This window comes from Rhodococcus sp. H-CA8f, from assembly GCF_002501585.1.
In the GTDB taxonomy this organism is placed as follows: Bacteria; Actinomycetota; Actinomycetes; order Mycobacteriales; family Mycobacteriaceae; genus Rhodococcus_F; species Rhodococcus_F erythropolis.
On the sequence record NZ_CP023720.1, the window covers coordinates 5,762,254 to 5,787,564 of the forward strand.

Here is a 25,311-nt window from a genome sequence, read left to right on the forward strand (position 1 = left end):
ACTCATGGTCTTGACCAACAGGTCATCAGGCCAGGTCCACAATCCTGGAGATCACACCAATGTCCCCCGCTGACGCATTCACCACCGGCACTCGCACCATTACCCCGCCCACGAAGCCGGCACCTTCCGACCAGCCTGCGTGGAACACGCAGAAAAACTCGTCGATGCCGACGTTCCGCTACCGCCCGTTCGCCGAAGAGGTCGAGACGGTCACGCTGCCCGACCGCACCTGGCCGGACAAGATCATCGACCGAGCACCCCAGTGGTGTGCCGTTGACCTGCGCGACGGCAACCAGGCGCTGATCGATCCGATGAGCCCGGCGCGCAAGCGTCGTATGTTCGATCTCCTGGTCCGTATGGGCTACAAGGAGATCGAGGTCGGATTCCCGTCCGCGAGCCAGACCGACTTCGACTTCGTTCGCGAAATCATCGAAGACGGCGCGATCCCGTCCGACGTCACCATCCAGGTGCTGACGCAGTCGCGTCCTGAACTGATCAAGCGCACATTCGAGGCGTGCGAAGGTGCCGAGAACGCGATCGTGCACTTCTACAACTCCACCTCGATCCTGCAGCGCCGCGTCGTGTTCCGCGCCGACAAGGACACGATCAAGAAGATCGCCACCGACGCCGCCGAACTGGTCCTGGCCGAGTCGAAGAAGTACCCGGACACCAACTGGCGCTGGGAATACTCGCCCGAGTCCTACACCGGCACCGAGCTCGAGTACGCCAAGGAAGTATGTGACGCCGTCACCGAAACCCTGGGTGCGACGCCTGCCAACCCGGTCATCCTGAACCTGCCCGCCACCGTCGAGATGGCGACACCCAACGTGTACGCCGACTCCATCGAGTGGATGCACCGCAACCTGGCCCGCCGCGATTCGGTCATCCTGTCGCTGCACCCCCACAACGACCGCGGCACCGGCGTCGCTGCAGCCGAGCTGGGCTACCAGGCCGGCGCGGACCGCATCGAAGGCTGCCTGTTCGGCAACGGCGAGCGCACCGGCAACGTCTGCCTGGTCACCCTCGCACTGAACATGTTCACGCGCGGCGTCGACCCGCAGATCGATTTCTCGAACATCGACGAGATCCGTCGCACGGTCGAGTACTGCAACCAACTGCCCGTCCACGAGCGTCATCCGTACGGCGGCGACCTGGTCTACACCGCGTTCTCCGGCAGCCACCAGGACGCGATCAACAAGGGCCTCGACGCCATGAAGGTCGACGCCGACAACCAGGACTCGGACGTCGACGACATTCTCTGGCAGGTCCCCTACCTGCCGATCGACCCCAAGGACGTCGGCCGCAGCTACGAGGCCGTCATCCGCGTGAACTCGCAGTCCGGCAAGGGCGGCGTCGCGTACATCATGAAGGCCGATCACGGTCTGGTGCTGCCGCGTCGTCTGCAGGTCGAGTTCTCGCAGTCGGTCCAGAAGATCACCGACGGCGAAGGCGGCGAGGTCTCGCCGAAGGAAATGTGGGACGTCTTCCACGAGGAGTACCTCGCCCCCGTCACCCCGCTCGAGCGCATGAAGCAGAAGGTCACCGCCTCCGAGGAGGACGGCGGCACCGACGCCATCACCGCCATCGTCAAGGTGAACGGCAAGGAGCAGGAGATCTCGGGAACCGGTAACGGCCCGCTCGCTGCCTTCGTCGACGCGCTGGGAAGCATCAACTTCGACGTTCGTGTCCTCGACTACTCCGAGCACGCAATGTCCGCCGGCGACGACGCCCAAGCCGCGGCCTACGTCGAGTGCGCAGTGACTGGCCCGGACGGTCAGAGCACCGTCGTCTGGGGTGTGGGTATCGCCACGTCGATCACGACGGCGTCGCTGCGCGCCGTGGTTTCGGCAGTGAACCGCGCGAGCTGACACTCACGCAATACGAACCCGACTCTTGAACAAACCCTGGTCTCACCCGATTTTCGGGTGAGACCAGGGTTGTTTTCACGGCACAGAAGTTCTTCGGTCCGTGTTTTCGCTTCGGCATGACATAGGTCCCGAAAGAGTCGCTTAGCGAAGTTAACAAACAGGATTCACCCATCGAGGATGATGCAGCCGACCCCGGCACGTGAGATAGTCACCTCAGACAAATCCGACTTGTGAAATGGGGCTCGACAATGGATTCCTTTTGGGACTTCCTCTGGCTGATCATCATCAGCTTCGCGTTCATCGCGTACCTGATCCTGCTCTTCTCGATCATCACCGACCTATTCCGTGATCACAAGACTTCCGGCTGGGTAAAGGCAATCTGGATCGTCTTCCTGTTCTTCATTCCGCTGCTCACCTCGCTCGTCTATCTGATCGTCCGAAGCGACGGAATGGCCCAGCGCTCCATGGAGGCTGCTCAGCAGGTCAAGAATGCACAGGACAGCTACATCCGTGAGGTTGCCGGAAAGTCCCCGGCCGAGTCCATCGCAGATGCAAAGGCGCTTCTCGACGCCGGCACCATCAGCGAAGAAGAATTCGCAGCGCTCAAGGCCAAGGCCCTCGCCTGATTCAGGCCCTCACTAATCAGTGAGGATTGCACTACCGAAACGGGAGCGACACTAATCGTGTCGCTCCCGTTTTGTATTCATTCACCATCCGCCGTTCATGCACCGACAGCCGTTCATTCACCGACCGCCCGGGCGACGTCGCGAAAAGCGTCGAGAACCACTCCGATAGCCGGGCTGCGGTCGATGTGTAATCGAGTTGCCAATTCATAAACGCGAGCAGCGCGCACGCCTGCCACCGGTTTCCTCGATACTCCAGGATGTGTGATCGCGTAACGCGGCATCAAAGCCACACCGTGGCCCGCCGCCACCAACTCTTCGATAACTCGGAAATCGTTTATCCGATGAGCGACTCGAGGTTGGACCCCGGTGACGGATGCAACGGACAACAGAACGTCGTCGACCGGAAACCCGCCGCGCACGCTGATCCAGTTCTCGTCGGCCAATTGTTCCAACCGAACCGAATTCTGCTCGGCGAGTGGATGATCAGGCCGCAGCACCAGGTCGATCGGTTCACGCATCAGCGGTTGCACGCTGACCCGGGGAAACGAGGTCTCGGCGCCGCGTTCGTCACGGTGAGTGAGGATCACGTCGTGATCGGCCAACAGTCCAGGGACGGCCGACGCCGGTTTGTCGACGTCGTGTGCGTCGATGTCCACGTCCGAGTTCTTCAGCGCCGTCAGGACGCCGGGCAGCAGGAGAGCTGCTCCGGAGGGAAAGAACGCGACTCGCACCTTGCCGCGCGGCGAGCCTCGGTACGACGCCATCTCGTCCGCTGCCCGGTCGAGCGCCGCCACCACGTCGTCGGCGCGGAGCACCAGCGCTCGACCAGCGTCGGTGAGGCGCAGCGTGCGCCCGTCCGGTTCGAGGAGCGAGACCCCCGCCTCTCGGCCGAGGATCTTGAGTTGTTGCGAGACGGCGGACGGTGTCATCGAGAGAGCGAGAGCAGTAGCGCCGACGGTTCTTCGGTCGGCGAGCTCACGGAGGATCCGCAAGCGCGTGGCATCAATACGGTGACGAATATCCATGTAGCAAAACTACATGGATAGTGCATCTATATTCGCTTGTTCTGATGCTTCGTACGGCTCACGATTAACGTCATGACTCCCCGCGATCGTCTCCTCGGCCTGACCGTGATCGTCTTGTGGGGTCTGAACTTCCTGGCCATTCGCGTCGGCCTGGATCATTTCCCGCCGTTCTTCTTCGCGGCGCTGCGGTTCCTGATCATCGCGATTCCGGTGGTCATCTTCGTGCCGCGTCCGCAGGTACCGCTCCGTTGGTTGCTGCTCTACGGATTCGGTTTCGGATTCGGCCAGTTCGTCTTCCTCTTCTGGGCGATGCATTCGGGGATGCCGACGGGTCTCGCATCACTGGTCCTGCAGTCGTCCGCGCCGTTCACCGTCGTCCTCGGCGCGTTCCTACTCCGCGAGAAGCTCAGCGTCTGGCAGGTCTCCGGGATCGCCGTCGCCGTAGCCGGTATGTCGTTGATCGGCTGGGACCGTTCACACCACGCGGCACTGCTGCCCGTGATCCTCACGCTCCTCGGCGGCCTGTCCTGGGCGTTCGGCAATCTCGGCAGCCGCTTGGCCGCGGCGAACACCGTCGGCGAGCCCGCACCGATGCGCTTGATGCTGTGGATGTGCGTCATCCCGCCGTTGCCGATGCTCGCCCTGTCAGCGGTGGTCGAAGGCCCCACCGCCGGATGGCACGCGCTCGGCACCGCGTTCAGTGCCGACGCCTGGCCGTCACTGGTCGGGCTGGCCTACATCATTCTGCTCGGCACCATCGCCGGATCCGGGCTCTGGACGATGCTCATGGGCCGCTATCCCGCCGGCATGGTGGCGCCGCTCTCCTTGCTGGTACCGGTAGTGGGAATCGGCGCATCTTGGCTGTTCCTGCACGAGGATCCGAGCCCGTTGTCCCTGGTCGGGGCAGTCATCGTGATCGCCGGAGCGAGTGCCGCACAGATGAGGCGCAAGCCCGCGAACACTGTTTTCTCGGACACACCTGCAGCCTCACCACCGGCGCGACTCGGCGTCTGACGATGCCCTGTGCCAAACTCGGGCCGTGGGAACTGGACTATCGATCACAGCGCGCGGAAAGCTCGCCATGCGAGCTGCCGCAGCAGCATCTTGGGCATCGCAGAAGGCCGGTCGCGGCAAGGGTTCGATGATCGGCGGGTTGATCGCCCTCAAGATCGACCCGACGCTCATGACTCAGCTCGGACGCGGCAAGCGCACCGTCGTGGTCACGGGCACCAACGGCAAGTCGACGACCACACGTATGACCGCCGCAGCACTCGCGACACTCGGTGACGTCGCCACGCAGGCCGACGGCGCCAACATGGATGCCGGGATCGTGGCCGCTCTGGCCGCGCGTACGGACGCAACGCTGGCAGCACTCGAGGTCGACGAACTGCACGTCCCCCACGTAGCCGACGCCGTGAACCCGGAAGTGATCGTGCTGCTCAATCTCAGCCGCGATCAGCTCGACCGGGTCGGCGAGATCAACATGATCGAGCGGAAGCTCCGCGCGTGCGTCAATGCGCATCCGAACGCGGTGATCGTCGCCAACTGCGATGACGTACTGGTCACCTCCGTGGCATACGACGCCGCCAACGTCGTGTGGGTTGCTGCCGGCGGCGGCTGGGCCGGCGATTCCGTCAGCTGCCCGCGCACCGGTGAACCCATCGTGTGGGAGGGAAAGCACTGGCGCAGTACCGGTTCCGACTTCGCGCGGCCCGAGCCGACCTGGTGGCTCGACGACGACAATCTCTACGGCCCCGACGGCCTGAAGATTCCGATGACGTTGACTCTCCCCGGAAAAGCCAACCGCGGTAACGCCGCTCAGGCCGTAGCTGCTGCGGCTGCTTTGGGCGCAGATCCGGTCGGGGCAGTTGCCGCCGCGTCGACGGTCCAGGAAGTCGCCGGCCGCTACAGCACCGTCGAGGTCGGACCGCACTCCGTCCACATGCTGCTCGCGAAGAATCCCGCCGGTTGGCAGGAAGCGCTGTCGATGATCGATCCCACGGTGGACGGACTGGTGATCGCGGTGAACGGTCAGGTGCCGGACGGCGAGGACCTCTCCTGGCTGTGGGACGTGAAGTTCGAGCACTTCGAAGGCGTCAAGGTAGTGGCCGCCGGCGAACGCGGAACCGATCTCGCCGTTCGCCTCACGTACGCAGGCGTCGAGCACACCCTCGATCCGGATCCGTTGCGCGCCATCGCTTCCTGCCCTCCCGGACGCGTGGAGGTACTGGCGAACTACACAGCCTTCCGTGATCTCAACACCGCCATCGCGAAGGAGTCTCGCAATGTCTGACTCGACAATTCGCATCGGACTGGTTCTCCCCGACGTCATGGGCACCTACGGCGACGGCGGCAATGCCCTGATCCTGCGTCAGCGTCTGCGGATGCGCGGGTACGACGCCGAAATCGTGGACATCACCTTGAGCGATCCGGTCCCCGACTCGCTCGACGTGTACACATTGGGTGGCGCCGAGGATTCCGCTCAGCGACTCGCAACGCGCCATCTCGCGAAATACCCTGGCCTGCAACGCGCCGCCGAGCGCGGCGCACCGGTTCTGGCGATCTGCGCTGCCATTCAGGTGCTCGGCAACTGGTACGAAACCTCCAGCGGCGAACGCGTCGACGGTGTCTCGATGCTCGACGTCACGACCTCTCCGCAGGAGAAGCGTTCCATCGGCGAGGTCATCACGAAGCCCTTGATCGACGGGCTCACCGCGCCTCTCTCAGGTTTCGAGAATCACCGCGGCGGAACAACTCTGGGTAGCTCAGCCTCTGGATTCGCACGTGTCACCCATGGTGTCGGAAACGGCGTCGGTGACGGATTCGAAGGCGTCGTACAGGGTTCGGTGATCGGGACGTACATGCACGGACCCGCCTTGGCCCGGAATCCGGAACTCGCGGACCTCCTGCTCATGCGGGCCTTGGGTGTGAACGAACTCGAACCCCTGCATCTGCCCGAGGTCGACAAGCTTCGCAAGGAACGACTCGCGATTCGCTGACCCGGATCAGACAGTTTCGGATTTCCCCTCGGTCAGAACCAGTTCCACGGCCAACAGCGCGGCGCAGGCCAGTCCCGCAACCAGTTCGGGCACCGCGGTGTAGGTACCACCGAGCACGACGACGATCGCGACCGAGAACGGCATGAGGGTGCGTACCGAGGAGTCATGTAGTCGAATGTGGATGAACCACAGGGCGGCAAGGATGACCGCGACCGGAACGGTGACGGCAGCACCCGTCACCAACGCGCTGCCGTCACCGTGATGAGTCCAGAAGTCGACGCGCGAGGCCAACCCCGCACCGATGGCGGCAGCGGCGGCGAAGATGAAGTAGTGACCGAACCCCCAGACGAAGGGTGAGACGTTGTCACCGCCGATCACTTCGCCTGCATTGCGTTGGAAGTAGAGCCACCACAGGCTGAAGACAATCAGAATGCCGCCGATCACGACGTAGGTGACCTGCGCTGCCGGATGCTCACCGTCGACCGCGTCCTGAATCGCGATGGTGGTCGAGAGGATCGTCTCGCCCAGAACGATGATGAAGAACAACGAGTACCGCTCCGCGATGTGATGCGGGTGCCACGGCGTCATGCCCGGCTTCTCCGACCAGATCGGTACCGCGAATTCGCACAGAACCAACACCAGGAACGTCGGGACGTAAATGGCGGATGGAACGAAGTAGAAACCGATCCAACCGATCTGGACCAACACGATTCCGAGAGCGTATCGACGAGCCGTGAGCGCATGTTCGGGGTCGTTCCGCGACACCCTGAGCCATTGGATGACCAGGGCTATTCGCATGATGACGTAGCCGACGATGATGAGCAGGGCGTCGTCGTTGAAGAAGCGGACGATGCCGGCTGCAAGGACCAGCGATCCGAGGATCTGGAAGATGGTCAGTAGCCGGGCGATTCCGTCGTCGTTGTCGTACGCCGAGGTGAACCACGTGAAGTTCAGCCACGTCCACCAGATCGCGAAGAATGCCATCGCGAAGTGCCCGACGCCCGAAGCCGCGTGCCCTTCGCTGATCGCGTGGTGCAGACCGGTGGCCGCTTGAGCGACCGCCACGACGAAGCAGAGGTCGGTGAGCAGCTCGAGCGGCGTCGCCACCCGATGCGGCTCGTGCGGATCCCGCGGAACCAACGGCCGGATGAACGAACTGGTGCGATTCACGAAGGGCAGAGTAGCGCGATGATTGCCGACGCGCTGCCCGTGACTGCAACCTGTCGTCTCAGATATTCACGCCGACGCCCCGATCTGGGCTCGGATTTCCAACTGATCGGCGAGTTCGGCGCCTATCGCCCCCGCGCTCCCCAAGGTGAAGGCGATCTGCCGTCCCCACAGGAAATAGCGGTGAATCGGGTAGTCGACGTCCGCGCCGATTCCGCCGTGCAGGTGCTGGGTCGCGTGCACCACACGCAGGCCGCCGCGCGACGCCCACCATTTGGCGACCAGCGCCGCTGCTTCCGCTTCACTCTCGACTCCGCTGTCCATCAGCCAGGCAGCGCGGTGCGTGGTCAACCTTGTGCTCTCGGTGTCGAGGTACGCGTCGGCGGCCCGGACGGCAACTGCCTGGTTGGTCGAGAGTGGACGACCGAATTGCACTCGCTCGGAGGTGTATTTCGCCGTCATCCCCAGCGCTTCATCGCAGACGCCGGTAGCCAGGGCCGCAAGAGCCACCCGTGCACGCCGCAACGTCCAGTCTCGAACCACCGCGCCGTCTGCGGGAAGTGCGTCAGCTGCAGTAACCGCAACCCCGTCGAACTGCACAGCGCTGTTGCTCTCGCGGTTCGTCACCGCAAGCGGTGTACGCACCAGCGCGTCCCGGTCCGTGGGCACGATCATGACGCTGACACTGCCGTCCGGCATCGTCACCGGAACGACCAGCGCGGCCGCGAACTCCGCGGCAGGCACGGAGTCGACGTGGCCTGACAGAACCCAACCGTCAGGCGCCGGTTCGGCGCGAACCGCCGTCTCGGCGTTGTAGCCGGTGTCGAATGCGCCGGTGACGATCACCGAGCCGTCGAGCAGTCCCGGAAGCCACGACGCTTTCTGCTCCGTGCTGCCGAACTCGGAAATCGGCAGCGCCGCCGTGGAAATCACCGACCAGAGCGGCACCTGGGCGACCCGGCGGCCCTGTTGTTCGAGCACCGCAGCCAGGCCGAGCATTCCGAGTCCTGCTCCCCCGACCTCTTCCGGCAGAGCGATTCCCAGAACGTCGGAGTCGGCGAGGAGCTTCCACAGTTCGGCGTCGAAACCGCTGGTGCTCTCCACTTCCCGCAGTCGGTCCACTCCGGACTTCGCCGAGAAGATCGATTCACTCAGATCCCGCACGGCGGACAAGTTGTCGTCGAATTCGAATTCCATGTCAGCTCTTTTCGTTCTGTGCAGCGGGCCGGCGACGCGCAGCAAGCGCCATGCCCAGGCATTTTGCGGCGACAATTTCACGCATCACTTCGTTGGTACCACCACCGAAGGTGTTGTTCTGGGCGCGCCGACCCAGGTTCTCGACCCGCCCTTCCAGTACCGCTCCGGGTGTACCGGGGCGCAGTAAGCCTTTGGCACCCAGCACTTCCTGCAGCATGCCGTACGCACTGACGACGGCTTCGGTACCGAAGATCTTGGCCGCGGCCGAATCCCCGCCGCCCAAGGTGTTGGCGGCGACGTCCGCCACCAGTCGCAGGTTCATCAGGTCGGCGGCGCTGAGCAGCGCGTAGACTTCCGCCAATTTCTCACGTACCCAGCCGATGTCGTAGACGTGGCCGTCACCGGCGGGTTCTGTCTTTGCCCACTCGACCACCTCGGCGAAGAGCTCGTTGGCGATGCCACCGCGTGCTGCCAGGGCAACACGTTCGTGGTTGAGCTGGTTGGTGATGAGCTTCCACCCCTGATTGAGCTCACCGACGACATTGCTGATCGGCACCCGAACATCTTCGTAATAGGTTGCCGAAGTGCTGATTCCGCCCACGGTGTGAATTTCGGTGACCGAGAACCCCGGCGAATTGGTCGGTACCAGGACCACGGAAATGCCCTGATGCGTCGGCGCGTCAGGATCGGTGCGAACGGCAAGCCAGACCCAGTCGGCAAACACACCGGCGCTGGTGAAGATCTTGTTGCCGTTGATGACAAGCTCGTCGCCCTCGATGCGGGCGCGCGTTTCGAGTGCCGCGAGATCGGTGCCCGCATTGGGTTCGGTGTAGCCGATGGCAAAGATCAATTCACCCGCCAGGATCGGACGCAGGAAGAAGTCCTTCTGAGCTTGCGTCCCGTGCTTGATCAGAGCGGGTCCGACGGTGTTCAGCGTGACCAGTGACAGCGGCGCATTCGCGCGAATCACTTCGTCGTAGAACACATACAGAGCTTCGGGGTTCTCACCCCGACCGCCGAATTCCTCCGGCCACCCCAAGCCCAGCCAACCGTCTTTACCCATCCGGCGCAGGATGCGATCGAAGACGGGGCCGCCTTCGGTCTGATCCACGAGAGCACGGCGGTCTTCGTCGTTGATGATCTCTGCGAAGTATGCGCGCAATTCCTTGCGCAGAGTCTTCGACTCCTCCGACAAATCCAAGTACATGGTGAAGCTCCTAAGATCTACGAACGCGGCAGGCCGAGTACGCGCTGCGCGATGACGTTGAGTTGGATTTCGACGGTTCCGCCGCCGAACAGAATCGAGGGAAGTCCGATGTGGTCTATCGCGTAATTCGCCGCCGGGTCGACAACTGCGGCGCGCGGTCCGAGCAGTCGCAACAGGTCCCGCGAGCCCTCGCGCTGCGCCAGGGCGTTGTACACCTTCGACACGCTGATCTCGGCGCCCGGTTCCTGACCCGCCAGTCGCGCCGACACTCCGCGCAGATTCATCGCGGACAGTGCCAACTCACGAGAGATACTGCGGCCGAGGCCTTCCACTGCATCTTCGCGGGGGCAGTCGTGGCTCGCGTCGGCAATCACCTGACGGAACAACCGACTCGAACCGTGGTGCAGCGTGCTGCCCATGCTCAAGCGTTCGTTGGACAGCGTTGTCGCAGCAAGTTTCCACCCTTGCCCAGATTCGGCCACCAGGCAGTCGTCCGGGACGAAGACGTCGTCGAGGAATACCTCGTTGAATTCCGACTTGCCGGTGGCTTGCTTCAGCGGACGTACGTCGACGCCCTTCGAGGTCATGTCGACCAGGAAGTACGACAGCCCACGATGTTTCGGAGCGTCCGCGTCGGAACGCGCCAGGCATACTCCCCAATCTGCCTCGTGCGCACCCGAGTTCCACACTTTCTGACCTGACAGGACCCAGCCACCGTCGACCTTGCGGGCTTTCGTGCTCAGACCGGCCAGGTCTGATCCCGCGCCCGGCTCACTGAACAGCTGGCACCAGATGATGTCGGCGCGCAGCGAAGGCTCGACGAACCTGTCCTGCTGCTCGGCGTTGCCGTGTTCGAGAATCGTGGGCAGCACCCATTCCCCGATCACCGTGGACGGTTGAGCCCAACCTCGCATCGCGAATTCATGTGCGATGACGGCCTGTTCCCTCGGTCCCGCTCCCAGCCCGTACGGCGCCCGATAATGCGGGGCAACCAGTTTGGCGTCGGCAAATCGGGCGCGTCGAGCGCTCCCCTTGGCCGGCGCCCAACTGGCGCTGGTGGTTCCGTCGTCGGGCAGCAGCGCAACCTCGTCCAGAACCCTACGAACCTGCTCTCGTAACTCCGACAGCATTTCCGGGTCGACAAAGGAGAAATCCCGTTCCGAAGCGGCAGACCGGTCTCCCAACGTGTGTGCCCACTTCACCTCGGAACCCGCCACTGCCGCGATACTGATCGCCCGGCGCCAGTACAGATGCGCGTCATGCTCCCAGGTGAATCCGATTCCGCCGAGCAAAGTTACACATTCGAGGGCGTTCTCGATGCCGACGGGCAAAGCGGCCAACGCAGCTTGAGCCGAGACAAGTTTCTGCTGATCCTCGTCGTGCTCTTCGGATCGAGCGGCGTCCCACGCTGCGGCACAGGCAATCTCGGAGCGAACCAACATCATGGCCGCCTTGTGCTGAACTGCCTGGAAGCTTCCGACCGGACGGCCGAACTGCTGCCGGGACTTCACATAGTCGACTGCGGTCCGTAGCGCCCACCCGGCGATACCGCTCGCCTCCGCAGCCAACACCGTGTTGACGATCAGTTCGACTCGGTGCGCCTGGAGGCCGTCGACGATCAGCCCAGCCTCGACCTGGTGATCGGTCAACGTCAGTGTTCCGATCGACCGTGTCAGATCCACCCCGTCTTCGATCACCACCGCAGCGGAAGCCGACGGTTCGAGCCGGAACCACAACTCTCCGTCTTCGCTGTTCGCCCGCACGAGAACGACATCAGCTCCGGGCAGACCCAGAGCTGGGTCGGCAGAACCGCTCACTGTCCACCCAGCGTCGCTGCGAGCCGCGCGCAATCTCGTTCCGGTGCAGACTGCTCCGGTTGCACCGGCGGCCAATTCGGTCAGCATTGTTTCCGCAGCCGGGCCCGCAGCTGTTGCGAGAATGCCGCTCGCGATGACCGTCGGAACGTACGGTCCCGGATAGAGCGCATCACCCAATTGCTCGACTACCACTGCAAGTTCGGCAAGACCGGCCCCGTCACCGCCGTACTGCTCCGGCAGGTGCACTGCGTGCAGGCCCTGACGGACCAACCCATCCCACGAGTCCGGCCGATCACCGGCGGCGTACCTCTTGACGTTGCTCCGCGTATCGGCGATTCCACCGAAGCGGTTCGCGAATGCGGCTACCGCTTCCGCCAGGTCACGGTGATCTTCGAGCAGGGGTAGTGCCATGGCAGGTTCCTCAATCTTCGGTTCTTGTCAGATGCGTTCGAGAATCAGGCAGGTGGTTGCGGCGGACGCGCAGATCGCGATCAGTGCGACGGACTTGTTCCGGCGTTCCAGTTCGTCGATGACATTGGCCAACAGTCTGATTCCGGTTGCACCGGCCGGGTGACCGAGCGCAATGGCGCCACCGTTGACGTTCAGCAATTCGGGATCGACGCCGTAAACCTGCGCGAACGACATCGGTACCGAAGCAAATGCCTCGTTGACCTCGAACAGATCGATGTCGTCGATTGTCAGCCCGGTGCGTCCGAGCACGATGTTTGCCGCGTCGACGGGACCGTCGAGCATGAACTCGGTGTCCCCGCCGATGACGCACTGCGCCAGAATCTTTGCGCGCGGCCGCACGCCGAGGGCCTTGGCTCGATCCTCTGACATCAGCAGAGCGGCACTCGCACCGTCCGAGACCTGCGAAGACGTTCCAGCGGTGTGCAATCCGCCCTCTTGAACGGTGCGCAGCTTCGCGAGCCCTTCGAGACTCGATTCGCGCAGACCCTGATCCCGATGAACCGGAACGTCAGAGCCCGTAGCGACCACATCGATGATGTGCGAGTCGAAGCGTCCTGCCTCCCACGCCGCCGCCGCCCGCTGCTGCGAGCGCAGCCCGAAGGCGTCGAGATCCTCGCGGCTGAAACCGCGTTTGACAGCAATCCGATCGGCCGCGGTGTACTGGTCGACGGTATCGAGTGACCACGACTCCGGACGCGGCGTTCCCAGGCCGGTACCCACCTTGTACGTCAACGGAGCTCGGGACATCAACTCGACACCGCACGCCACACCCACGTCGACTGCACCGATAGCAATTTGGCCGGCAATCAACTGCACCGATTGCTGCGCTGTGCCGCACTGCGCGTCGATCGTGGTGCAACCCGCTTTCAACGGAAGGCCTGCATGCATCCAGGACGTACGCACGATGTTTCCGAACTGCTCACCGAGAGGCGTCACACAGCCGCCGATGACCTGGTCGACCGCGTCAGGATCCACGCCCACCCGATCCAGCACGCCTCTCTGCGCATAACCCAACAGTTCCGCCGCGTGGACTCCGGACAGCCAACCCTCACGCTTGCCAAACGGCGTTCGTGCTGCGTCCACGATGACGGGCTTCATGCCAACTCCTCGGTTCGTAGTGCCGTTCCGTCCAGACCGCGTACGGTCAGGGACCACTCGTCGATCAGGTCCAAGCTGACGCACGAGCGTGCGGTGAACTCGGTGTCGCAATCACACAGCGCTGTGACCGCTTCCACCATTTCTTCCATAGATTCGACCTGATCCGGCCGGATAGTCTCACCGACCAGGACTCTGGCGCCCTCACTGAGCACCGCTGCCCGCGGTTGAACCGTGTTGACGCGAACCCCCTGTCCGTAAAGTTCCACGCCCATGCCGTTGCTCATCCTGTTGAGCGCTGCTTTGGAGGCGCCGTACACGGTCATGGCAGTTCCCGGTTCGACCCACGTGAACGGCGGGCCATGCCACAGTTTGACGGTGCCACTGGACACGTTCACGATCCAGCCGTATCCGTTTGCCACCATCCCCGGCACCACGGCTTGCATCAGATCGAGCGGTGCATGGACATTTGCCTCGAACATCAAACGTCGCCGCCGCAGTGGGTAATCCGACAGCGGCTGATAGATCGCCGCTGCCGCGTTGTTCACCAGGATGTCGATCGTCCCGCCAAGCTTCTCGATCGCCAGCGGCACCACCGTGTCGCGCTGCTGCTCGTCCGTCAGATCTGCGACAACTATCTCGACTTTGTTTCCGTACTTGGCAATTCGAGCCGCAGTCTCTTCGAGACTGCCCGGCAGGGTTGCATGCGTGCCGAGCGTCCGAGCCACGAGGGCGACGTCGGCACCCTCGGCTGCCAGTCGCTCTGCGACGCCCGCACCGATTCCGCGACTGGAACCGGTGACAAGCGCTCGGCGGCCGTCAAAGCGCCTCGTCATGCTATTTGAACTTCGAGGCGAAGCGATTGATGCTCTCCGCGATCCGTGCAACTTCGTCTTCACGCAGGCCGTGACTCATGCCGAGTGTCATTCCTCGGGCGAAAACCGCGTCGGCTTCCGGCAGTCCTTCGGCCGGCTGGCGGAACTCGATGTTGTTCATCATCGGGTGACGAGTGACGTTGCCGCTCCACACAGTTCGTGTGTCGATACCGTCGGCCTCGATGGCTTCCTGCAGGTCGCTGCGCGTGAAGGGGGCGTTCTCGTTGATCATCACCGGGTAACACAGCCACGCCGTATCGAGACCGTCGAGTTCTACCGGCGTCGTGAAGAATTCAGGATGGGCGCCGTATGCCGCCGTGAAGGCCGCAAACGTTGCCTTACGCGTCTTGTAGTTCTCTTCCAGCTTGTCGAGCTGCACGACGCCGTAGGCTGCGCCGAGTTCGGAGGGCTCGAAGTTCCATGACATGAGCTCGAAGATGAAGTCGTTGTCGTAGTCGACGCCGTCGAGTTCTTCACGGAAGACTCGGCCGGATTTGGTGCTACCGAACAGGTTCGGCTCGCTGCGACGGCCCCAGCGGCGAAGCAGCAAAGCCTTGTCGCGGCTGGCTTCATCGTCGACGCACACCATTCCACCGGTTCCCGCGCACGTGATGATGTGTGCCATCGAGAAACTGGTGACGACGATGTCCGCGCGAGACCCGGTGGGAGTACCGCGGAGCGTGGCGCCGATCGCGTCACACGAATCCTCGATCACCTTGAGTCCATGGCGATCAGCGATATCACGAATGACGTCCCAGTCCGGGCAGTTGCCGGCGAGGTTCGGCATCAGGATGGCACCGGTCTTTTCGGTGACCATTGCCTCGATCTTGGTGACGTCGACGTTGAACGTGTTGGGTTCCACGTCCACGAACACCGGCACCAGACCGGCACGCACGATCGGTGCGATATCGGTGGAGAACGTCAACGGCGACGTGATGATCTCGCTTCCCGCAGGCAGTCCGAGCAGCTCGACTGCCAAGTACAAACCCGAGGATCCCGAGTTGCACATGACGCCGAACTTCTTGCCTGCCAAGGCCGCGATACGTTCTTCCATCTCGAAGACGTTCTTGCCGATGCGCAATCCTTGATGCCCGCTGCGCAAGACGTCGACAACCGCCTGTATTTCTTCCTCGCCGTGTGTAGCCCTGGCGTAGGTGATCCGCTCACTCATCTTGTTCCTGCTTTCTCGAATAGGCGGCAGATTCAGCGATCTGCCGAGAGGACGAGCGCACTGTGCGGGACGGGAGAGCCGCCGGTCACGAGCACGTTGTCCAAAGTTTTGGTGGGTTGGTTGGTGGAGGTACCGCGGATCAGGCGAACACCTTCGGCAATACCGTTGACGCCGTGGATGTATCCCTCACCGAGTTGACCGCCGTGGGTGTTGATCGGCAGGCGACCGTCCAGCTCGAGATTGCCGTCGGCGATGAATTCTTTTGCCTCACCCCGACCGCAGAATCCGTACTCCTCGAGTTGAAGCAGAACCATCGGAGTGAAGGCGTCGTAGAGAATTGCGGCATCGATGTCGTCCGGGCCGATACCGGCCTGGTCCCACAGTTGGCGCGCCACGAGTTCGACTTCCGGCATGCTGTCGATGTCTTCGCGGTAGTAGCTGCTCATCGAAATCTGTTGTGGACCTACACCTTGCGCAGCACCGCTGATGATCGCTGGTTTGTGCGGCAGGTCGCGGGCGCGCTCCGCGCTGACGATGACCAGCGCCTGTCCACCGTCACTTTCCTGGCAGCAGTCGAGCAGACGGATGGGGTCGGCGATCATGCGCGAGTTCTGATGATCCTCGATAGTGATCGGGCGTTCGTAGAACCAGGCCTTCGGGTTGTTCGCGGCATGCTTGCGTGAGAGAACCGAGATCTGACCGAAGTCGGCGCTGGTTGCCCCGTACTTGTGCATGTAGAGCTTGGCGAGGAAGGCTTCCTGCTGCGCCGGGGTCAGAAGCCCGTACGGGTTGATCCAGTTCCGATACTCCTGGTCCGTCGACGCGTTGTACGCAAAGGGTGGTGGCCCGGCGCCGAATCGGTGACCTGATCTTTCGTTGAAGGCACGGTAGACGACCACGACGTCGGCGACACCACTGGAGACGGCAAGCGCGGCTTGTTGAACCGGTGCGCAGGCGCCGCCGCCGCCGTGTGGAATACGACTGAAGAACGTCAGTTCCGGGATCCCGAGAGCGCGTGCGACCGCAATCTCGGGATTGTTCTCCATGGTGAACAGTGCAAATCCGTTCACCTCTTCTGCCTCGATGTGAGCGTCGTCGAGCGCGGCGATCACGGATTCGCACGCCAACTGCCATTCACTGCGACCGGAGTTCTTGGAGAACTCGGTGGCGCCGATCCCGGCGATGGCGGCTTGCCTCGAAAATCCTCGTGTCATGCGATTACCCTTTCCGCCGGTTCGAGGGTCACGTCGGCTGTCACGTGCGTTCCGCGAGCGTTCTTGCCGAGAACCGTCACGGTGAGCGTCCGGCCGTCGGTGTCGATCACTTTGCCGGTGAACGTCATGGTGTCTCCGGGAAAGTTCGGAACACCAAGCCGTAGTGATATTTTGACGATTCGCGATCCCGGGCCTGACCAGTCGGTGATGTAGCGGTCGATGAGCCCGTTGGTGGTGTTGATGCTCATGAAGATGTCGGGAGTTCCGCGATCCTGCGCCTTGCCCGGATCGTGATGCACGTCCTCGAAATCCTGAGAAGCGATCGCCGTGGCGACGATGAGCGTTCGGTCCAACGGCAGTTCGAGGCTGGGAAGGGCCGAACCTACCTCGTAATCAAAAAGATTCGTCATTGCGCAGATCCCCGTCGCCTCAGTTGCGGCAGCATCTCCCCGTGGGCGTGCTCGGAGAACGCCACTTCGAGTTCCATACCGAATTCGAGTTCCTCGTGATCGATGCCCGCGATGTCGGCAACCAGACGCGTCCCTTCTTCGAGATCGACGAGTCCGACGGCGAGCGGGTACTCGAAGGCAGGATCCTTCGGGTGATGAATGACCGTGAAGCTGTGCAACGTGCATCGCCGCGTGGATTCGACTGTGTCCCAACTGAACGAGCGGCATTCCGGGCAGGCGGGCGCTGGCGGGTGGCGCAGTGTCTTGCAATCCGCACACCGTTGGATCTCGAGGCGACCCTCTTTGGCCGCGGAGAAGAAGAAATCGTTGTCGTCGGTGACGGTGAGTCTCGGCACCGCGGTGTGGCGGGAGCCAGTCTCGCTCATGCGATTACCTCCTGGGCTTCGGGCTTGGTATCTGTCTGGGTATCTGGTTTGAATCTGAGCAGTCGAAAGCGCTCTTCGACCAGCGTCTTTCCGTCCTGGTCCACGTACTTCTTGAACAGAGTGATGAAGCACCCGTGACCGAGAGCCGTCTGTTTGAACGGTGAGATCGCTTCGATGGTGAAATATGCGGTGACGTGGTCTCCGGGACTCAACTCCGCGAAATACTCCTGCTCGACGTTGGTCGCGACTACGGACGTGTAGCCGGCCTCGTCCAACAGCCCGAGTAGTCGTGAATAGGCGAAATCCTCGGAGGCTCCGTCGGCGCGAAGTTGTTGGACCTGCCGATAGCGGCGGTAGCCCGCCATCACCCAGGTCGAGATCATGGCGGGTGGGCAGACGACGTCTCGACGGCCAGTGCTGCGAGCAGCTTCGGCGTCGACGTAGATCGAGTTGCGGTCGTCGTGTGCCTCGACCCAGTTGCGGATCATCGCCTCGTTGACGGCGTAGCGGGCGACGCGGGGTGGTTCAGCCTCTGCGCCGATGAAATTCGGAAACTGCGTCTGCAGGCTCTGCACTGAAATCCTCCGTGAACGAAAGTTGAGCAAGCGCTTGATTTTGAAGCTAGCATAGGAATCCGGAAGTGGAAACACGCGATCTCACCGACGAATTGGTTCGAGCCGGAGCCATCAGGCAGGATTGCGCTACGTTCGACGCCGGCAGCCCGGCACCCGCGAAACCCTGCTCTGAGCAGGACCGACAACCAGTGGAGATTTCAGTGGCATCACCAGATCGTCGGGAGAAGATCCTGGAGAGCTCAGCCGAGCTGTTCGCCAGGAAGGGTGTCGCCACCACGACCGTTCGCGAGATCGGCGACGCCGCTGGAGTGTTCTCGGGCAGCCTCTACCACTACTTCAAGTCGAAGAATGCGATAGTCGCCGAGCTCATGCGCGGCTTCATCACCGACATTCAACTCCGCTTCGATCAGGTGGAGAAGACGGCGAACGACCCCGAGGACGTCCTACGCGGCCTGATCCGCGAGACCCTGGTCGTCATCGAACTGCACCCGCACCCGACGGCGATCTACCAGAACGATCGGGCGTATCTACGCGACAACGATCTCCTGCAATCCGTCGACGGACCTTCCCGCCAAGTCCGCGAGCACTGGATGAAAGCGATCGCCGAAGGCGTCGATCAGGGAATCTTCCGCAAAGACGTGGCCCCGGAGATTTTCTATCGATCGGTACGAGACACCCTGTGGTCGACCACGCATTGGCCGGACCGCCAGAAATACACCACCGAAGAGTTCGCGGATCTGATGATCACACTCTTCCTCTCGGGATTCAGGGTCGCCTGACGAGATCCGGCAGGTCCAGATGTTTCGGGGTTCGCCCCTGCGGCAACAGGATCGACACTGCGAACACGACCACGGCGCAGCCCGCGCACACCAGGTAGGCGACGGAGAATCCGGTCCACGACGTGGAATGTTCCGAACCGCTGATCACGAACGCGGCGAGGATCGTTGCCACCGTCGCGCTGCAGATCGTGCTTCCGGACGTCCGCAGAAGTGAGTTCACCCCGTTGGCTGCCGCCAGTCGCTGTCGAGGCACGGCAACCAGAATCAGCAGCGAGAGCGTGCTGTAGACGATGGCGGTCCCGACTGCTGTGATACCCAGTGCTGCAACCACTCCCCACAGCGGCTTACCGGCAACGGCGTGAATCCCGTACCCGCCGGCGAGGAACACGGCACCGGTCAACATCGCGGTCCGTGAACCGAAGCGGTCGGTGATCCGCACCGCAACCGGTGAGAACAGCACCATCGCGATACTCGCCGGAATCTGGCAGAGCGCTGCTGCGATGATCGACAGGCCGTACCCGGCGCCCGGCCCCTTCATCCCCTGGAGGAGTTGTGTAGTGATCAGTGTGTTCCCGAAAAATGCGAACCCGACCAGCAGAGCCGCCAGATGCGGGATCAACACCGCACGCTTCACGAGAGCACGGACGTCGACCAGCGGATTGACGTTGCGCCGCTGTTGAATTACCCAGAGCGTGAACAGCACCGCCGACGCGGCCAGCATGGAGATCACCGCTCCGCTGGTCCATCCCCAACTCGATCCCTGAGTGATCGGCACGAGCAGAGCGATCATCGCGGCGCTCAGACCGACAGCCCCGACGCCGTCGAATCTTCCCGACGGATTCGGCTCGGACTCTCGAATGAACAGCACCGCAGCAAGAGTCACGGACAGCCCGATGGCGGTGGTTACCCAGAACAGGACGTGCCAGTTCGAGTACTGCGCGATCATCGCAGAAAACGGTATGCCCAAAGCGGTTCCGACGCCGAGCGTCGAACTCATCATGGCCACTGCGCCGTTGACCTTGTTGCGTGGCAATTCGTCACGCAGCATGGAGATTCCGATGGGGATGACCGCCGACCCAGCTCCCTGCAACGCTCTCGCGAAGATGAGGACAGCGATGTCCGACGACAGCGCACACAACATCGAGCCGAGAGTCATCATCGAGAAGGCAACCAGAAGCATCTTCTTCTTGCCGAACATGTCGGCGAGCCGGCCAAAAATGGGAGTGACGACAGCGCCGACCAGCAGCGTTACGGTCACCAGCCAGGACACGGCCGTGCGTCCAGCGCCGGTGAAGTGCGGCAACTCCGGCAGCAGTGGAACGATGACCGTCTGCAGAACAGCCTGGAACACGGCGGCGGCGACAACGATGGGAAAGAGGAAGCGGGAGCGCGGCTGCGCGAGACTCGCGTCGGGGGTGGTGGCTGCAGGCGTGCCCGGCGGACGGTCGAGCGTCGTCACCCCACACCGCCTGTTCCCACTAGGTAAATATCCGTTCACCTACATTAGGTGAACGGATATTTACCAAGCAAGAATTGTGATGCCGCTCACCCGTCGAGCAGCTTTTGGACAAGTGGTGCGTACAGCGCAACCACTTCGTCCTGGGTGCCGGTGGCATGGCCGGCCATCATCCGTCGGCGCATGATCGCCACTCCGACCACCATCGACATCGCCAGTTCCGCGCGCAATCTCGCGTCGGGGCCGGACAGGCGAGCGGCGAGGGTGTCGATCATCTGCGTCGAATAGTTCTCGCGCAGCTTGCGGTTGCTCTCTTCACTGACGCCGCTCATGAACAACAAGCTCATGGACAGCGGCTTGTACGACTCCAACGGCTTGGTGAACAGCGAGACCATGCGCTCGCCGAGCGAGTCGTTCGGGGCGTCGAAGACCGTGACCGCTGCTGCCCGGAAGTCGACCAACTCGTCGTACAACTGCTCTTTGGAACCGAAGTACTTGATGATCAGAGGTGCGCTGACGCCTGCGTCTTCGGCGATGTCCTTGAGCGTGATTTCGCGGTACGGCCGAGTCGCGAATGCTTTCCCGGCCGACGCGATGATCTGCGCACGCGTCTGCTCGGACGTACGACGCACCTGCTGACCTTGCTCCGTGCCGCTCATCAAGCGTTCCGCGACAATTCACGACGGCCGGACAATGCCCGACCCAGCGTCAACTCGTCTGCGAATTCGAGATCGCCACCCATCGGAAGACCCGAAGCCAACCGAGACACCGTCAGCCCCGGAATGTCTCGCATCATGCGAACGAGATAGGTAGCTGTCGCCTCACCCTCCGTGTTGGGGTCGGTGGCGATGATGACCTCGGACACGTCGACGCCGTCCTCCTGATTTGCGATGCGAGCCAACAACTCCCGGATGCGCAACTGGTCCGGCCCGATCCCCGAGAGCGGATTGAGCGCACCGCCGAGCACGTGATAGCGACCCTTGAACTCACGGGTTCGCTCGACAGCCTGGACGTCCTTCGGTTCCTCCACGACGCAGATCACCGTGCGATCGCGACGTGCGTCGGCGCAGATGCGGCACTTCTCCTGATCGGACACAGTTCCGCACACCGTGCAGAACTGAACGCCGTCACGGATGCGCTGCAATGCATTTTTCAAACGGTCGATCTCGGGAGGCTCCACGGAGAGCAGGTGAAAAGCGATGCGTTGAGCGCTCTTCGGCCCGACTCCGGGAAGCTTCCCGAGTTCGTCGATCAGATCCTGAACCGGACCTTCGTACACGCGTTCTCGTTTCTAGAAGCCGGGGAGACCGGGAAGGCCTCCGCCGAGTCCGCCGGCCAACGGGCCGAGCTTCTCAGCAGCGACTTCCTGTGCTTTGCGCGAAGCGTCCTCGATCGCGCCGATCACCAGATCCTGCAGCGTCTCGACGTCTTCAGGGTCGACGACCTTGGGATCGATCTGCAGACCGACAACCTCGCCGGTGCCCTTGACCGTGGCGACAACCAGTCCGCCACCGGCCTGACCGGTCACTTCGGCCTGAGCCATTTCCTGCTGCGCCGCCATCAATTGCTGCTGCATCTGCTGAGCCTGAGCCAACAGAGCAGACATGTCGGGTGCTCCACCTGGTTGCACGAGCGGTCCTTTCTACAGAGTTATCCCCACCAGCGTAGTCGGTGCGCGCTACCGTGAGCGGGTGCGCCGGAACCAGTCAGACACCGTAAAACCGTCAGGTAGGTCAAACATGGCATCACGTGTGTTCCGCTCCACTGCCCTGATCGCCGTGGTCGGGGCTGGGCTTCTGAGCGCTGCGTGCACGATTCCGACCGAGACTGCCGAGGCCACGACTTCGGTCGAGGTGTCTCCGCTGAGCACTGTGGCCGCTGACGTCCCCGCTGCGCTCACCGGCAAGGTCGTCTTCCTCGATCCCGGACACAGCGGGGCGAACGACGACAGCATCAACACCCAGGTCCCCACGGGCCGCGGCGGCACCAAGAACTGCCAGACCACCGGCACCAACACCGATGCCGGGTTCCCCGAGCACACCTTCAACTGGGAAGTCGCGAGCCTGGTCAAGAGCGAGCTCGAAGGCCAAGGCGCAACTGTCGTCCTGAGTCGACCCGATGACGTCAGCGTCGGATCATGCGTCGACGCACGTGCCGAAGCCGCCAATTCCTCCGGCGCCGACGTAGTGGTGAGCATTCACGCGGACGGCGCAGCGGCCGGGGCCGAGGGCTTCCACGTCTGCTACTCCGCGCCCCCGCTGAATACGGTGCAGGCCGGCCCGTCCGTCGCCTTTGCCGAAACCATGCGCGACTCACTCGTCACCGCCGGGCTCACCCCGTCGACCTACATCGGTGACGACGGGTTGGCGCCACGCGCCGATCTGACGGGTCTCAATCTGTCGCAGCGGCCGTCGATTCTGGTCGAACTCGGCAACATGCGAAATGCCGACGAGGCAGCGCGCATGACGAGCCCGGACGGTCAGCAGGAGTACGCAACCGCCGTCACCAGCGGAGTCACCGCCTTCCTGACAACCCCCTGACCTCGCTACTGTGGAGAAATCCCGATTGTCCACAGGAAACTCGGCACCGTCCCGCTAGCCAGCTCACCTGGATACGGTTCTGCCATGGGGCCGATACTTCAGGTAGATTTCGCTGCTCTGCAGCAACTTTCAGCTGATCTGTCTCGAATTGCGGATCAGATCTCGGGGATCGATTCCGCCGGCCCGATTTTCGAAGCCGCGGCGGCCCTGACCTCGTCCGCTGTCGCGGCTGTGTCGACTGGGAATGCCGGAGTCATCGCCGACGCGTACCGGTACCTGGCTACGCAATTGGGACTCATGGCGTCGGGAACCGCTGCCGCAGCACGTCTGTACGACGCTGCCGAGGGCGAAGTGGTGTCCGAACTGCGCGGAACCTACTGATGCAGTCCACCATCTCTCAGCTTCGAACGTGGTCACCGGAGAAATTGCGCACGAGCGCTTCGGAACTGATCGACATCGACCGGCAGATCGAAGCTCTCGGCAATGACGCCGGACGCAGCATCGACGGCGTCCGCGAATTCTGGCAGGGACAAGCGTCGAGCGCGGCGGCAGTGCAGTGGTCTGGCATCTCGCTTTCCTCGTCGCGGCTGTCGATTGCTGTTCGCATAGTTGCGGATCTATATGGCAGAGCAGCCAATACGATCGGTGCAGCGCGAAAATCAGTTCTGGACCTGGTCGAGGAGGCGACTCTCGAACACGGCTTGACGGTGTCAGACAGTGGAGCTGTATCGGCGCCTGAGACGAAGCAGCCGTGGAATCTGGCCGACGTCATGCAAGATTCCGAAAACGCCACGGCTGCAGAGATTTTTCAGCAGAGGATCTCCACTGCATTGACGGCACTCGACGATGAAGAAAACCGGGCCGCGACTGCTCTGGGTGAGGCATTCCGGGAGATCGGATCACTCCTTGGCAATCAGACTGATCGCCTCAACCGCACTGTCGTCGACATCATCGATGGGAGGTCGACACTCCCCGGGACACCAACGGAGCTACACCGACTGTGGGAATCGCTCACTCCCAACGAGAAAGACGCGTTGGCGAGGTGGGATCCGTCCATCGGTAGCCGCGACGGCCTTCCCGCTCTAGACCGGGACTACTACAACCGGCGGTACCTCTCTGCGCTCGAGCAGTTGCCGGATCGAACGGTAGCTGCCGGATACACGGCCGTGCGCGGCGAACTGCGACCGGACACGTTCCTTCTCTCGGTCACGGATGGGCACGCCGTAGTGGCAGTCGGTAATCCCGATGCCGCCGACAACGTCGCAACACTGGTTCCCGGAACCGGCTCCGGGCTGTCGGGCGTCGGCGGAGATCTGCAACGAACCAAGGCCATGTACGACTCGGCGGTGAGGGCGGCGCCAACGGAAGCCACATCAGTGATCCTGTGGTCCGGATACGACGCTCCCCCAGGCATTCCCGATGCAGCCTCGGATCAGCACGCCAACTCCGCGGCACCGAGGCTGGACAGCTTCCAGGACGGGTTACGAACCTCGCATGACGGTCAGCCGTCGCACAACGTGGTGATCGGTCATTCCTACGGCAGCACCGTCGTCGGTGCTGCGACTACCCGTGGCGCTTCTCTCGACGTCGACGAACTGGTTTTTGTCGCAAGCCCGGGCGTCGATGCCGAGCGCGTGAACGAACTGAGCCTGGACGGCGTCGACTCGGACGAGGTGGCGCGCCATGTTCATTCGACGACGGCCTTCTGGGATCCGGTCCAATTGATCCCCAAGATCCTCGGAGTCCACGGGTTCGACCCGTCGGATCCGGAATTCGGCGCGCAGATATTCGCCGGATCACCCGGGCAGCCTGGGTTCGGAGTTCACAGCGACTACTGGGAAAGCGGAAACCCCGCACTCACCGAATTGGGGCGGATCATTACCGGCCCATGAAAGAAGGCGCCGTACCGGTGAAGGTACGACGCCATCTCGGTGATGCAGGATCAGTTAGACGAGTTCGCGCTTGAGGTTGTCCAGGACCTGGGCCTGGATGCGCTGCAGACCCTTCGGGGCGAACGTGCGCTCGAAGAATCCGCCGATACCGGTGGCACCCTGCCACTGGGTGAGCGTCGTCACCGTCGTTCCGGTGCCGTTGGGGGCAACGGTCCAGGTGGTGACGAGGCTGGAGTTCGCGTCCTTCTCGGTGATGACGTTGCCGTCGACCGTAACGGTGGCCTTGACGTTGCGCGAGCGCTTTTCCGTCGCCTTCAGCGTCCACTGCGCGACGGTGCCGTCACCCTGGCCGCCTTCGACGACCTTGTAGTCGAGGTACTGCTCGGACAGGATCCGCGGGCGAACCGTCTCGTAGTCCGCGAGCGCCGCGAGCACCTTGTCGGGTGCTGCTGTGACGACTATCGAACTCATTGCATTGACCTGACCCATATGCCCTACGTCT

At 62.7% G+C, this 25,311-nt stretch carries 26 protein-coding genes; 9 read left to right on the forward strand and 17 right to left on the reverse strand.

Annotation, left to right across the window (positions count from 1 at the left end):
* Positions 1-59: 59 nt before the first annotated feature.
* Complete coding sequence (leuA, locus tag CPI83_RS26800) at positions 60-1,868, forward strand: 2-isopropylmalate synthase (RefSeq protein ID WP_019746565.1); 1,809 nt, start codon at positions 60-62, stop codon at positions 1,866-1,868.
* A 248-nt stretch (positions 1,869-2,116) separates the two neighbouring features.
* Positions 2,117-2,494: a PLDc N-terminal domain-containing protein gene (locus tag CPI83_RS26805; protein WP_020968226.1), complete on the forward strand. Its 378-nt coding sequence runs from the start codon at positions 2,117-2,119 to the stop codon at positions 2,492-2,494.
* Positions 2,495-2,607: 113 nt separating this feature from the next.
* On the opposite strand, the gene CPI83_RS26810 is transcribed toward CPI83_RS26805, so the two are convergent.
* Positions 2,608-3,501 (reverse strand): LysR family transcriptional regulator, encoded by an 894-nt coding sequence (locus tag CPI83_RS26810; RefSeq protein WP_042950452.1) that lies wholly within the window; start codon positions 3,499-3,501, stop codon positions 2,608-2,610.
* 90 nt (positions 3,502-3,591) lie between these two features.
* Here CPI83_RS26810 and CPI83_RS26815 point away from each other — a divergent pair, with 90 nt between their 5' ends.
* From CPI83_RS26815 to CPI83_RS26825, 3 genes are read left to right on the forward strand one after another with little or no spacing between them, the layout of a single operon-like run.
* Positions 3,592-4,533, forward strand: a complete 942-nt coding sequence (locus CPI83_RS26815) for an EamA family transporter (RefSeq protein WP_097387975.1) — start codon at positions 3,592-3,594, stop codon at positions 4,531-4,533.
* 25 nt (positions 4,534-4,558) lie between these two features.
* Positions 4,559-5,812 (forward strand): MurT ligase domain-containing protein, encoded by a 1,254-nt coding sequence (locus CPI83_RS26820; protein WP_097387976.1) that lies wholly within the window; start codon positions 4,559-4,561, stop codon positions 5,810-5,812.
* The gene (locus CPI83_RS26825) at positions 5,805-6,518 is read left to right on the forward strand and encodes a glutamine amidotransferase (RefSeq protein WP_019746560.1); all 714 of its coding nucleotides are present in this window, start codon (positions 5,805-5,807) and stop codon (positions 6,516-6,518) included. Before CPI83_RS26820 ends, CPI83_RS26825 begins: the two co-directional genes overlap by 8 nt.
* Positions 6,519-6,524: 6 nt before the next feature.
* Here CPI83_RS26825 and CPI83_RS26830 read toward each other — a convergent pair whose 3' ends face one another.
* From CPI83_RS26830 to CPI83_RS26880, 11 genes are all read right to left on the reverse strand, one after another.
* Positions 6,525-7,688 carry a low temperature requirement protein A gene (locus tag CPI83_RS26830; RefSeq protein WP_020905917.1) on the reverse strand — a complete coding sequence of 388 codons (1,164 nt, stop codon included), beginning with the start codon at positions 7,686-7,688 and terminating at the stop codon, positions 6,525-6,527.
* A gap of 66 nt (positions 7,689-7,754) precedes the next feature.
* Complete coding sequence (locus CPI83_RS26835; protein WP_097387977.1) at positions 7,755-8,882, reverse strand: acyl-CoA dehydrogenase family protein; 1,128 nt, start codon at positions 8,880-8,882, stop codon at positions 7,755-7,757.
* Between the two features lies 1 nt (position 8,883).
* Positions 8,884-10,089, reverse strand: coding sequence for an acyl-CoA dehydrogenase family protein (locus CPI83_RS26840; RefSeq protein WP_020905915.1), 1,206 nt, complete (start codon positions 10,087-10,089; stop codon positions 8,884-8,886).
* Between the two features lie 17 nt (positions 10,090-10,106).
* On the reverse strand, positions 10,107-12,317 hold the full coding sequence (locus CPI83_RS26845; RefSeq protein WP_097387978.1) for an acyl-CoA dehydrogenase: 2,211 nt from the start codon (positions 12,315-12,317) through the stop codon (positions 10,107-10,109).
* A 27-nt stretch (positions 12,318-12,344) separates the two neighbouring features.
* Positions 12,345-13,475, reverse strand: a complete 1,131-nt coding sequence (locus tag CPI83_RS26850; protein ID WP_097387979.1) for a steroid 3-ketoacyl-CoA thiolase — start codon at positions 13,473-13,475, stop codon at positions 12,345-12,347.
* Entirely contained in the window at positions 13,472-14,308 is an 837-nt protein-coding gene (locus CPI83_RS26855) for an SDR family NAD(P)-dependent oxidoreductase (protein ID WP_097387980.1), read from the reverse strand. The genes CPI83_RS26850 and CPI83_RS26855 overlap by 4 nt, the downstream gene beginning before the upstream one ends.
* A 1-nt stretch (position 14,309) precedes the next feature.
* Positions 14,310-15,518, reverse strand: coding sequence for a DegT/DnrJ/EryC1/StrS aminotransferase family protein (locus CPI83_RS26860; RefSeq protein ID WP_003943793.1), 1,209 nt, complete (start codon positions 15,516-15,518; stop codon positions 14,310-14,312).
* 32 nt (positions 15,519-15,550) lie between these two features.
* Positions 15,551-16,732 carry a lipid-transfer protein gene (locus tag CPI83_RS26865; RefSeq protein ID WP_046377817.1) on the reverse strand — a complete coding sequence of 394 codons (1,182 nt, stop codon included), beginning with the start codon at positions 16,730-16,732 and terminating at the stop codon, positions 15,551-15,553.
* Entirely contained in the window at positions 16,729-17,142 is a 414-nt protein-coding gene (locus tag CPI83_RS26870; protein ID WP_069147123.1) for a MaoC family dehydratase, read from the reverse strand. Before CPI83_RS26870 ends, CPI83_RS26865 begins: the two co-directional genes overlap by 4 nt.
* The gene (locus tag CPI83_RS26875) at positions 17,139-17,567 is read right to left on the reverse strand and encodes an OB-fold domain-containing protein (RefSeq protein ID WP_003943933.1); all 429 of its coding nucleotides are present in this window, start codon (positions 17,565-17,567) and stop codon (positions 17,139-17,141) included. Before CPI83_RS26875 ends, CPI83_RS26870 begins: the two co-directional genes overlap by 4 nt.
* Complete coding sequence (locus CPI83_RS26880) at positions 17,564-18,142, reverse strand: MaoC family dehydratase N-terminal domain-containing protein (RefSeq protein WP_003943815.1); 579 nt, start codon at positions 18,140-18,142, stop codon at positions 17,564-17,566. The genes CPI83_RS26875 and CPI83_RS26880 overlap by 4 nt, the downstream gene beginning before the upstream one ends.
* 65 nt (positions 18,143-18,207) lie before the next feature.
* On the opposite strand from CPI83_RS26880, the gene CPI83_RS26885 reads away from it, so the two are divergent.
* Positions 18,208-18,921 (forward strand): TetR/AcrR family transcriptional regulator, encoded by a 714-nt coding sequence (locus CPI83_RS26885; protein WP_175413859.1) that lies wholly within the window; start codon positions 18,208-18,210, stop codon positions 18,919-18,921.
* Here CPI83_RS26885 and CPI83_RS26890 read toward each other — a convergent pair.
* The 4 genes from CPI83_RS26890 to CPI83_RS26905 all read right to left on the reverse strand — a co-directional run bounded on the left by CPI83_RS26890 (position 18,908) and on the right by CPI83_RS26905 (position 22,007).
* On the reverse strand, positions 18,908-20,380 hold the full coding sequence (locus tag CPI83_RS26890; RefSeq protein WP_069147121.1) for an MFS transporter: 1,473 nt from the start codon (positions 20,378-20,380) through the stop codon (positions 18,908-18,910). The two genes, CPI83_RS26885 and CPI83_RS26890, sit on opposite strands and share 14 nt — an antisense overlap.
* Positions 20,381-20,466: 86 nt before the next feature.
* Positions 20,467-21,036: a TetR family transcriptional regulator gene (locus tag CPI83_RS26895; RefSeq protein WP_007731538.1), complete on the reverse strand. Its 570-nt coding sequence runs from the start codon at positions 21,034-21,036 to the stop codon at positions 20,467-20,469.
* Positions 21,036-21,656: a recombination mediator RecR gene (recR, locus tag CPI83_RS26900; RefSeq protein ID WP_003943917.1), complete on the reverse strand. Its 621-nt coding sequence runs from the start codon at positions 21,654-21,656 to the stop codon at positions 21,036-21,038. Before recR ends, CPI83_RS26895 begins: the two co-directional genes overlap by 1 nt.
* 12 nt (positions 21,657-21,668) lie before the next feature.
* Entirely contained in the window at positions 21,669-22,007 is a 339-nt protein-coding gene (locus CPI83_RS26905; RefSeq protein ID WP_003943929.1) for a YbaB/EbfC family nucleoid-associated protein, read from the reverse strand.
* Between the two features lie 109 nt (positions 22,008-22,116).
* Between CPI83_RS26905 and CPI83_RS26910 the strand changes: the two genes are divergently transcribed.
* The 3 genes from CPI83_RS26910 to CPI83_RS26920 all read left to right on the forward strand — a co-directional run bounded on the left by CPI83_RS26910 (position 22,117) and on the right by CPI83_RS26920 (position 24,809).
* Complete coding sequence (locus CPI83_RS26910; protein ID WP_047888073.1) at positions 22,117-22,917, forward strand: Rv3717 family N-acetylmuramoyl-L-alanine amidase; 801 nt, start codon at positions 22,117-22,119, stop codon at positions 22,915-22,917.
* Positions 22,918-23,001: 84 nt separating this feature from the next.
* Positions 23,002-23,298 (forward strand): hypothetical protein, encoded by a 297-nt coding sequence (locus tag CPI83_RS26915; protein ID WP_097387981.1) that lies wholly within the window; start codon positions 23,002-23,004, stop codon positions 23,296-23,298.
* A complete protein-coding gene (locus CPI83_RS26920; protein WP_097387982.1) occupies positions 23,298-24,809 on the forward strand; it encodes an alpha/beta hydrolase in 1,512 nt (503 codons plus the stop codon). Before CPI83_RS26915 ends, CPI83_RS26920 begins: the two co-directional genes overlap by 1 nt.
* Before the next feature lie 54 nt (positions 24,810-24,863).
* Here the strand turns inward: CPI83_RS26920 and CPI83_RS26925 are convergent, their stop codons facing one another.
* A complete protein-coding gene (locus CPI83_RS26925; protein ID WP_019746544.1) occupies positions 24,864-25,298 on the reverse strand; it encodes an SRPBCC family protein in 435 nt (144 codons plus the stop codon).
* Positions 25,299-25,311 lie beyond the last annotated feature (13 nt).